The sequence below is a fragment of the Nevskia sp. genome, assembly GCF_023266035.1.
GTDB lineage: Bacteria > Pseudomonadota > Gammaproteobacteria > Nevskiales > Nevskiaceae > Nevskia.
In genome coordinates this window covers 1-8,336 of sequence record NZ_JAHFRY010000166.1, presented here as the reverse complement: position 1 = coordinate 8,336, position 8,336 = coordinate 1, and the positions used below count along the sequence as shown (strand labels likewise).

General features: G+C 66.6%; 9 protein-coding genes. 4 read left to right on the top strand and 5 right to left on the bottom strand.

The window, feature by feature from the left end; all coding sequences use genetic code 11:
- The first annotated feature begins 306 nt into the window (after positions 1 to 306).
- From amoC to Q0D45_RS19365, 4 genes are all read left to right on the top strand, one after another.
- A complete protein-coding gene (gene amoC / locus Q0D45_RS19380; protein ID WP_293396884.1) occupies positions 307 to 1,095 on the top strand; it encodes a bacterial ammonia monooxygenase, subunit AmoC in 789 nt (262 codons plus the stop codon).
- Between the two features lie 104 nt (positions 1,096 to 1,199).
- Positions 1,200 to 2,033, top strand: a complete 834-nt coding sequence (locus Q0D45_RS19375) for a methane monooxygenase/ammonia monooxygenase subunit A (protein WP_293396881.1) — start codon at positions 1,200 to 1,202, stop codon at positions 2,031 to 2,033.
- A complete protein-coding gene (amoB, locus tag Q0D45_RS19370; protein ID WP_293396878.1) occupies positions 2,030 to 3,316 on the top strand; it encodes a bacterial ammonia monooxygenase, subunit AmoB in 1,287 nt (428 codons plus the stop codon). Before Q0D45_RS19375 ends, amoB begins: the two co-directional genes overlap by 4 nt.
- 31 nt (positions 3,317 to 3,347) lie before the next feature.
- Entirely contained in the window at positions 3,348 to 3,917 is a 570-nt protein-coding gene (locus tag Q0D45_RS19365) for a hypothetical protein (protein ID WP_293396875.1), read from the top strand.
- 30 nt (positions 3,918 to 3,947) lie between these two features.
- Here Q0D45_RS19365 and Q0D45_RS19360 read toward each other — a convergent pair whose 3' ends face one another.
- The 5 genes from Q0D45_RS19360 to Q0D45_RS21710 form a co-directional block, all read right to left on the bottom strand.
- On the bottom strand, positions 3,948 to 4,733 hold the full coding sequence (locus Q0D45_RS19360) for an enoyl-CoA hydratase-related protein (protein WP_293396872.1): 786 nt from the start codon (positions 4,731 to 4,733) through the stop codon (positions 3,948 to 3,950).
- A 66-nt stretch (positions 4,734 to 4,799) separates the two neighbouring features.
- Positions 4,800 to 5,591 (bottom strand): CoA ester lyase, encoded by a 792-nt coding sequence (locus Q0D45_RS19355; RefSeq protein ID WP_293396869.1) that lies wholly within the window; start codon positions 5,589 to 5,591, stop codon positions 4,800 to 4,802.
- Positions 5,588 to 6,952 carry an MmgE/PrpD family protein gene (locus tag Q0D45_RS19350; protein WP_293396866.1) on the bottom strand — a complete coding sequence of 455 codons (1,365 nt, stop codon included), beginning with the start codon at positions 6,950 to 6,952 and terminating at the stop codon, positions 5,588 to 5,590. The genes Q0D45_RS19355 and Q0D45_RS19350 overlap by 4 nt, the downstream gene beginning before the upstream one ends.
- Before the next feature lie 36 nt (positions 6,953 to 6,988).
- The gene (locus tag Q0D45_RS19345; protein ID WP_293396863.1) at positions 6,989 to 8,167 is read right to left on the bottom strand and encodes a CaiB/BaiF CoA-transferase family protein; all 1,179 of its coding nucleotides are present in this window, start codon (positions 8,165 to 8,167) and stop codon (positions 6,989 to 6,991) included.
- A partial coding sequence (locus Q0D45_RS21710) for an acyl-CoA dehydrogenase family protein (protein ID WP_366946507.1) occupies positions 8,167 to 8,336 on the bottom strand: 170 nt, incomplete at its 5' end. The genes Q0D45_RS21710 and Q0D45_RS19345, both read right to left, overlap by 1 nt.

The window sequence follows — 8,336 nt, the reverse complement described above, 5'->3', positions numbered from 1 at the left end:
TCGAGGACATGGAAAAATCGATGCTGGAGCTCGCAGAAGGCGGCGGTCCCGGGTCGAGACTGGGCTGCCAGATCATGCTCTCCAGATCGCTCGACGGCATCGTGGTCCGAACGCCGCTGGGTCAGCACTGAAGCCTACTGATAGTGGTCGGCCTCTGCATCGAGCAGGTGCCGAGCGATGACCAGCCGCCGTATTTCGTTGCAGTCTTCGATGACGAACCGCAGCAGCCGATCCCAAGCAGCAGACACTGGCATCTTGTCGCAAGTCGACGCTGCATCGTTTTTCCCCGCTGACCAGGAGTTCCCCATGTCCACACATGTTGTGTCGTCAGTTCCGTCCCCGCAGGTGTCGAGTGCGGCTGCCGGGCGCTCGATGTTCAACTTCGTTCCGGTCGCCATCGGCTGGGGCCTGCTGCTCGCGGTGTACGCGAGCTACCGCCTGTACCAGGGCGCGTTCGCGTTCGAGTACGGCCTCGATGCCACTTCGCCCGAATTCGCGCGCTACTGGATGACGCTGTTCAAGGTCGAGGTGCCGCTGATCTTCGGCAGCGGGCTGTGCATCTGGACCTACCTGTGGTTCACGCGCGACCGCGATGTGGCGAAGATCGACGCCGAGACCGAACTGCGGCGATATTTCAGCCTCGTCGCCTGGTTCATGATGTACACCTTCTCGTTCCTGTGGATTGCCAGCTTCTTCGGTGAAGGTGATGCGACCTGGCACCAGACGGTGATCCGCGACACTGCGCTCACGCCCAGCCACATCGTGGTGTTCTACGCCTGCGTGCCGCTGTACATCGTGTTCGGCGTGAGCAGCCTGCTGTACGCCACCACGCGCATTCCCGCCTTTGCGCGTGGTTACTCGGTGCCATTGATCATGGCCGTACTAGGGCCGGGACTGATCCTGCCGAATCTCGGCTTCAACGAGTGGGGCCATGCGTTCTGGATGACCGAGGAAATCTTCAGCCATCCGCTGCACTGGGGCTTCCCGATCCTCGGCTGGACCGGTCTCGCCCTGGGTGGCCTGTTCATCCAGGTGGTCGGCCGCATGGCCGAGCTGTTCAAGGAAGTCGGCGGACCCGCTTCCGACGCGGCCTGACCCCAGTCAATCCAGCGGCGGCTCGCGCAGGCGAGACGCCGATGGCGACGGCCGGCCGACGGCCCCATTCGATTCTCCGCACCGCTGCACAGGATAACACATTCATGAACCTCAATGATCTCGCGATCCTGAAAGTTTCCGGGCTCTCGCCGCAGGCGATCAAGTGGTCGCGCACGCTGGATGTGCTGATCGTCATCGTCGCCGCCTTCCTGATCTGGGCGGTGTCGCACATCAGCTTCCTGCTGCTCGGTGGCGACTGGGATTTCTTCATCGACTGGAAGGATCGCCAGTACTGGATCCTCATCATCCCGATCACCACCATCACCATGGCCGCCGCGTTCCAGGCGATCTTCTGGAATCTGTTCCGCCTGCCGGTCGGTGCCACCGCAAGCCTGCTGCTGTTGCTGGTAGGCACCTGGATCGTGCGCTATCACAGCTGGCAGGGGTTGGCTTTCTTTCCGATCAGCCTGGTCGTGCCCGGCACCTGCCTGATGGGCGCGCTGGTGCTCGACGCCGTGCTGGTGCTGTCGCGGAGCTGGCTGGTGACTGGTGCGTTCGGCGCGGTGCTGTACGGGCTGCTGTTCTACCCGAGCAACTGGATCTACATGGCGGGCTACTTCCAGCCGGTGCAGAACATGGGCGACATGACGTCCGTGGCCGACCTGATCGGCTACACCTTTCCGCGCGCCGGCACGCCGGAGTACATCCGCATCATCGAACGCGGCACCCTGCGCACCTTCGGCGACACGCCGACCTGGGTGTCGGCGTTTTTCTCCGCGTTCGCGTGCATTTTCCTTTACTACCTGTTCTGGGGACTCGGCGTGCTCGCCTGCAACTCGCGATTCTTCCCGGTCGGTGATCGCTTCAAGTCGATCTACGGCGGCAAGTCCGGCGCGGCCGACTCTGAGCCGGCTCTGAAGCCGGGAGTGCCGTCATGAGCCTGAGGAATCGATGGGGGCTGCGCGCAGGACTGGTTCAGCTATCTGTGCTGCTCACGCTGCTGGGCAGCCTGCTGCCGACGCCGGCCGCAGCGCACGGCGAGCGTGCCACCGAGCCCTACATCCGGACTCGCACCGTTCATTGGTACGACGTCACCTGGTCGAGCCAGAAGATCAACGTGAGCGACACCGTGACCGTGGAAGGCAAGTTCCATCTCTTCACCGACTGGCCGGATGCAGCGACCAAGCCGGAGCTGGCCTTCCTGTCCAACGCCTCGCCGGGTGCCGTGATGACGCGCGTGGAGTCGTACATCAACGGCATGCCGGCGCAGCAGTCGGTACGCCAGCTCGAGATCGGCCGGGACTACAGCTTCAAGCTGGTGATGCGCGGCCGCATTCCCGGCCGCTGGCATCTGCACCCGGTGCTCAATGTGCATGGCGCGGGTCCTATCGTCGGGCCCGGTCACTGGGTTGATGTCGCCGGCAGCGCGGCGGATTTCAAGGTGCCGGTCACCACCATGACCGGCGAGGTGATCGACGATCTTCAGCATTACGGTGTGGCCCGCGTGCAATGGTGGCAGGCCGGCTATGCGTTGCTCGCCATCGCCTGGATCGTCTGGTGGATCCGCCGCCCGCTGATCGTGCCGCGCTGGAATGCCATCAAGAAAGGACGCGAGGACCTGCTGGTGACGCGCACGGATGACCGCGTTGCCGCCGGCTTGCTGGTCGTGGTGCTGGTGGTGGTGATCGCGGGCTATCGGTATACGACGCAGAAATACGAATACGTGGTACCGCTGCAGGCGGGATCATTCAAGACCAAGCCGCTGCCGCAGGAATCCCCCGTCGTGACGGTGGAATTGAAGGACGCGACCTACGATGTGCCGGGTCGCAGCCTGCGGCTGGACGTGGAAATCACCAACCAGTCCGGCTCGCCGCTGCGCGTGGGCGAGTTCAGCACCGCCAACCTGCGTTTCATCAACCAGTCGCTGGACGTTGCGCTGGCCGGCGTGGATCCCTCGTTCCCGAAGGATCTGGTCCCCGGATCCGGACTCAGGATCAGCGACGATTCACCGGTTGCACCGGGCGAGACGCGCAAGCTGCGCCTGGAAGCGACCGACGCGGCCTGGGAAACCGAGCGTCTGGTGAGTTTTCTGACCAACGTCGACAGTCGCGTCGGCGGCATGCTGTTCTTCTTCGACGGCGGCGGGCAGCGCCACATGGCTGAGGTCTCCGGGCCGATCGTCCCGGTGTTCACGCAGTTGCGGCTCGCCGAAAAATCCTGAGGTCCGTGTGATTGTGGGAGCCTTTCGTCGCATGCTCGCTGCGCGTCTGATGAAGCGCCTGGGTGGCCCACTGCTCGGCTTGGCGCTGAGCGGCGCTGCGCAGGCACATGGCGGGCTGGCGATCGACAGCGACATGTGCAAGCTGCGTCTCGGGCCGTTCAACATGCACTTCACCGGCTACCAGCCGGAGATCAATGGCAACCGGGAATTCTGCGAAGACATCCCGAAGCTCGGGCACACCATCGTGGTGATGGACGCGATCGAGCCCGAGCTGCGCGAGATGCCGATCGAGGTGCGCATCATCCGCGACACCGGCGACGAGAGCCGGCTCGATGCGGTCACGGTGGTGCATCTGCCGCCGAAGACCTATATGTCGGGAAGCGTGCCGTTCGAATACAGCTTCACCACGCCGGGAAAGTTCGTCGGCCTGGTGACGGCGGGAGACCAGGGGCAATACGTTTCGCGCTTTCCGTTCAGCGTGGGCATCCCGCCGCAGCACTACGGGCACTACCTGCTGTTTCTCGGTGTGGCGGTGCTGGCGCTGGGCCTGTACCGCTATTCGGGAACCAAGCGTCGGCGCCTGATGGCCGGGCGGGCCTGAACGAGGGCCTGCCCGGCCGTCGTTTCCCGCTCAGCCCCTGAAGTTGGGCTTGCGCTTTTCCAGGAACGCGGTCACGCCCTCGCGATGCTCGGGGCTCTTGGCCGCGAGCACGAAGTGCGAGGAGATCTGGTCGAGGTGGGTGGTGAAATCCAGGTGCAGGCCTTGGTAGGCGGCGCGCTTGGTCAGACGCATCGCGGTCGCGGCGCCATCGGCCAAGCGATGCGCCAGAGCACGCGCCTCGTTCTCCAGATCCGCCAGCGGTACCACGCGATTGAACAGGCCGATGCGCTGGCCTTCCGCAGCCTCCACGAAATCGCCGGTCAGCAGCATATCGAGTGCGCGCGGCAGGCCGACGATACGCGGCAGCAGCCAGGCGCCGCCGTCGCCGGGAACCAGGCCGATCTTCACGTAGCTGGCCGCGACGCGGGCGTTGTCGGCGGCGACGCGGAAATCGCACTGCAGCGCCATGTCCAGGCCCGCGCCGGTCGCGGCGCCCTGCATCGCCGCGACCACCGGCTTGTCGATCTGCATCATCAGCTTGGGGATGCGGTGGACGCCGGACCACAGCTTGGTCTTGTGGATCGACGGCGGACCTTCCAGTTCGCGCTTCATGTCGTGCAAGTCGCCGCCGGCGCAGAAGTGACGGCCGTTGGCGCGCAGCAGCACCGCGCGCACGGCGTCATCCGCGAGGCATTGCTGCAGGGCGGCGACCCAGGCATCGAGCATCGGTTCGTCGAAGGCATTGCCGGCGTCCGGACGGTTGAGGACGATTTCGCCGACGCCGTCGACGACGCTGAACAGCAGGGGTGTGCTCATGTGCAGGTCTTCCTGTGAGATTGAGGGGTGTTGAAACCGCGCGCGGCGGATGAAAGCAAATCGAAATCAGCTCGCGCGGGCGAGGATGGCGCGGGCGCGCTCGACCACCGGGCGATCCACCATCTGGCCGTTGAGCGCAACGGCGCGGCCGTCGGCGCTGGCATCGGCGGCGAGCACGCGGTGTGCCCACGCGATGTCGGACGGCGTCGGGCCGAAGCCGCGATGCACCGGCGCGATCTGTTGCGGGTGGATGCACAGCTTGCCGGTGAAGCCGAGCGAGGCCGACCGCCGCGTGTCGGCTTCCACTGCGGCCGGGTCGGAAAAACTGGTGGTCACGCCGTCGACGGGCGAGGGCAGGCCGGCGAGGCGCGAGGCCAGCACGAGCTGCATGCGGAAAGGATCGAGCACCGGCTCGTCGCCGGGAATGCCGAGGTCCAGGCGCAGATCGATGCTGCCGAAGGCCAAGCGCCCGGTTCCCTTCGCGGTGGCGATGGAATCCAGCCGCGCCAATCCCAGGCCGCTTTCGATGATCGGCAGCACCGGGTGCGCGGCGGCGTCGTGCAGTTCGGAGATCAGCGCACCGCACTCGGCCTTGGGCAGCACGATGCCGGCGATGCCAGGCAGGCCGCACAGCGCGCGGTCCGCCGTGAACCACGGTGTCTGCTCGCCGTTGATGCGCAGCCAGACCGGCCGCGCAGCGTCGAGACTCGCCAGCACCGCTGCGCGCGCGATGTCTTTCTCTGCAGGCGGCACGGCATCTTCCAGGTCCACGATGACCGCGTCTGCACCGCTGGCGATGGCCTTGACGATACGTTCGCAGCGGTTGCCGGGTACGAACAGGTAGCTGCGCGCGATCATGTCAGCCAGTTCCGTACGTCGGCTTCGTTCTGGAGGTTCCAGGCGCGGGCGATGACGGCCTTCATTTCGCGCTCGCTGGCACCGCGCGCGTAGTACGCGAGGCGCTGGGCCTTGTCCTCGAGCTCCGGGCGGCTGAGCGTGTTGCCAGGATCGCCCTTGGGCTCGTCCACCCGTGCCTCGAAGCTGCGGCCGTCTGTGGTCCTGACCCAGACCTTGCCGATCCAGCGCGCGGGGTAGGCACCATCGACTTCCGCGTCTAGCGTCATGCGCACCTTCCTGCGCACGGCGACGACGCTGGGCGAGAGGTAGTGCTCGTCGAAGTCCGGCAATTGCGCGCGGCCGAAGACGGCGATCAGGCCCAGCACCGTGCCCATGGAGAACTTGGATTGATGTACCGACGCGGGTTCGACGATAGGCGCGAGCACGTCGATGGCACCCTGGTGAACGCCACACAGCACATCCGCCAGGTCCCCGTGCCCGAGCTTCTCGCGCTGCATCAGCACCAGCAGGGCGTCGCCCGCCGGATGGGTGTGGCGGCAGGACGCATGGAACTTGAACGAGGACTCGGCCAGCGTCCAGCGCGTGCCCAGGCCGTCGATCAGCTTGGCCGGATCGGCGTTCTCGGACATCGAGGCACCCATGCCGCCGGCACCTTCCAGTGCGCGGCGCGCGCCGGTGTAGCCCTCGGCCGCGAGTTCGGCGGCGGTGACGCCAACGAAGGCCGCGTGCGCGCAGTGCAACTGCTTGGACTGCGCACCTTCGGTCAGGTACTCCCAGAGCCCGCCCGCCTGGGTGGCGGCACTGCCGAAGGCCCAGGCCATCTGCTCGGCATCGAGATTCATCAGGCGACCGGCCGTGGCCGCAGCCGCAATGCAGCCGGCGGTGGCGGTGGTGTGGAAGCGCTTGTAGTGCGGACGGCCGAGGAACTCGCCGACGCGGATACCGACCTCGTAGCCTGCAAGGATGGCTTCGAGCATCTGCGCGCCGCTGGCATTGCGCGCCTGCGCGATGGCCAGCGCCGGGCCGAACACCACGGCGGCGGCGTGGAACACCGAGCCGTTGTGCACGTCATCCTGCTCGACCATGTGCGAAGCGCCTGAGTTGAGCATGGCGGCGAACAGCGGATCGATGCGCTTGCGGGAGGTCAGCAATTCGGCGTCGCCTGGCCGGGCGTGGCGGATGACGAATCGCTCCAGCGCCTGCACCGGTTCGCCGCTGCGGCCGGCCAGGGCGCAGGCGAACCAGTCGAGAAACAGGTCCTCGGCGCGGCGGAGCACCTGTGCGGGCACTGCGGCGCAGGAGAGGGAGGCGGCGAAGCGGGCGAGTTGTGCGCCCTGGTCGGTGGCAAGAGAAAGAGTCATGGGTGGTTCTGTCGGGGATGGCGAGAGGATGCGGTGTCAGATCGCCTTGGCCGCGGCCAGGGCCTCGATGTCGGCGCTGCCGTAGCCGAGTTCGGCCAGGATGGCGCGGCTGTGCTGGCCGAGCGCCGGCACCGGGCCGAGTTGCACGTCGTCGGCATCGCGGCGGCCGGGCGGTATCATGGCCGGCACTTCGCCGCCGGGAATCGCCACGCTGGCCCAGCGCTTGCGCGCTGCGAGCTGCGGGTGGTTCCAGACCTCGTGCACATCGTTGATGCGGCCGTTGGCGATGCCGGCCTCGTCGAGACGGCGCACGAGTTCGGTGATGCTGATGCCGGCGAAGGCGGCGGTGGCGATCTCGTCGATCAGCTCGCGGTGCGCCACGCGCTGGCCGTTGCCGGCGAAGCGCGGGTCGTCGGCCAGCGGCTGCTGCTGCAGCACCAGGCGCGCGAACATTTTCCACTCGCGGTCGTTCTGTACGCCCAGCAGCACACTGCCGCCATCGCCGGCCTTGAACGGGCCGTAGGGGTAGATGGTGGCGTGCGCCGCACCGGTGCGCGGCGGCGGGCTGGCACCGTCCAGGCCGAAGTACAGCGGGTAGCCCATCCACTCGGTCATCGATTCCAGCAGCGCGATGTCCACGCGCCGGCCGCGGCCGGTGCGGCCGCGTTCCAGCAGCGCCGCCAGGATGCCGCTGTAGGCATACATGCCGGCGGAAATGTCGGCGATGGAATTGCCGGCCTTGGCCGGCGCATCGGCGGTGCCGGTGATCGACAGGAATCCGGACTCGGCCTGGATCAGCAGGTCGTAAGCCTTCTTCTCGAGGTAGGGGCCGCCGTCGCCGTAACCGGAGATGTCGCAGACGATGACGCGCGGGTAGCGCGCCGACAGGGTTTCATACGACAGCCCCAACCGCGCCGCCGCGCCGGGCGCGAGGTTCTGCACCACCACGTCGGCCTTGGCCACCAGCTTCATCAGCGCGGCATTGGCTTGCGGATGCTTGACGTCGAGCGTCAGGCTCTCCTTGCTGCGATTGCACCAGGCGAAGTGCGAGGCCACGCCGCGCGCACGCTTGTCGTAGGCGCGTGCAAAATCACCGCCTTCCGGCCGCTCGATCTTGATGACTCTCGCGCCCAGGTCTGCCAGGTGCCGCGTCGCCAGCGGTGCGGCGATGGCGTGTTCCAGCGAGACGACCAGCAGGCCTTCCAGTGGCAGCATCAGAACGATCTCGGCAGGCCGAGCACGTGTTCGGCAATGAAGGAGAAGATCAGGTTGGTGGAGATCGGCGCCACCTGGTACAGGCGCGTCTCGCGGAACTTGCGCTCCACGTGGTATTCCGCCGCGAAGCCGAAGCCGCCGTGGGTCTGCAGGCAGACGTTGGCCGCCT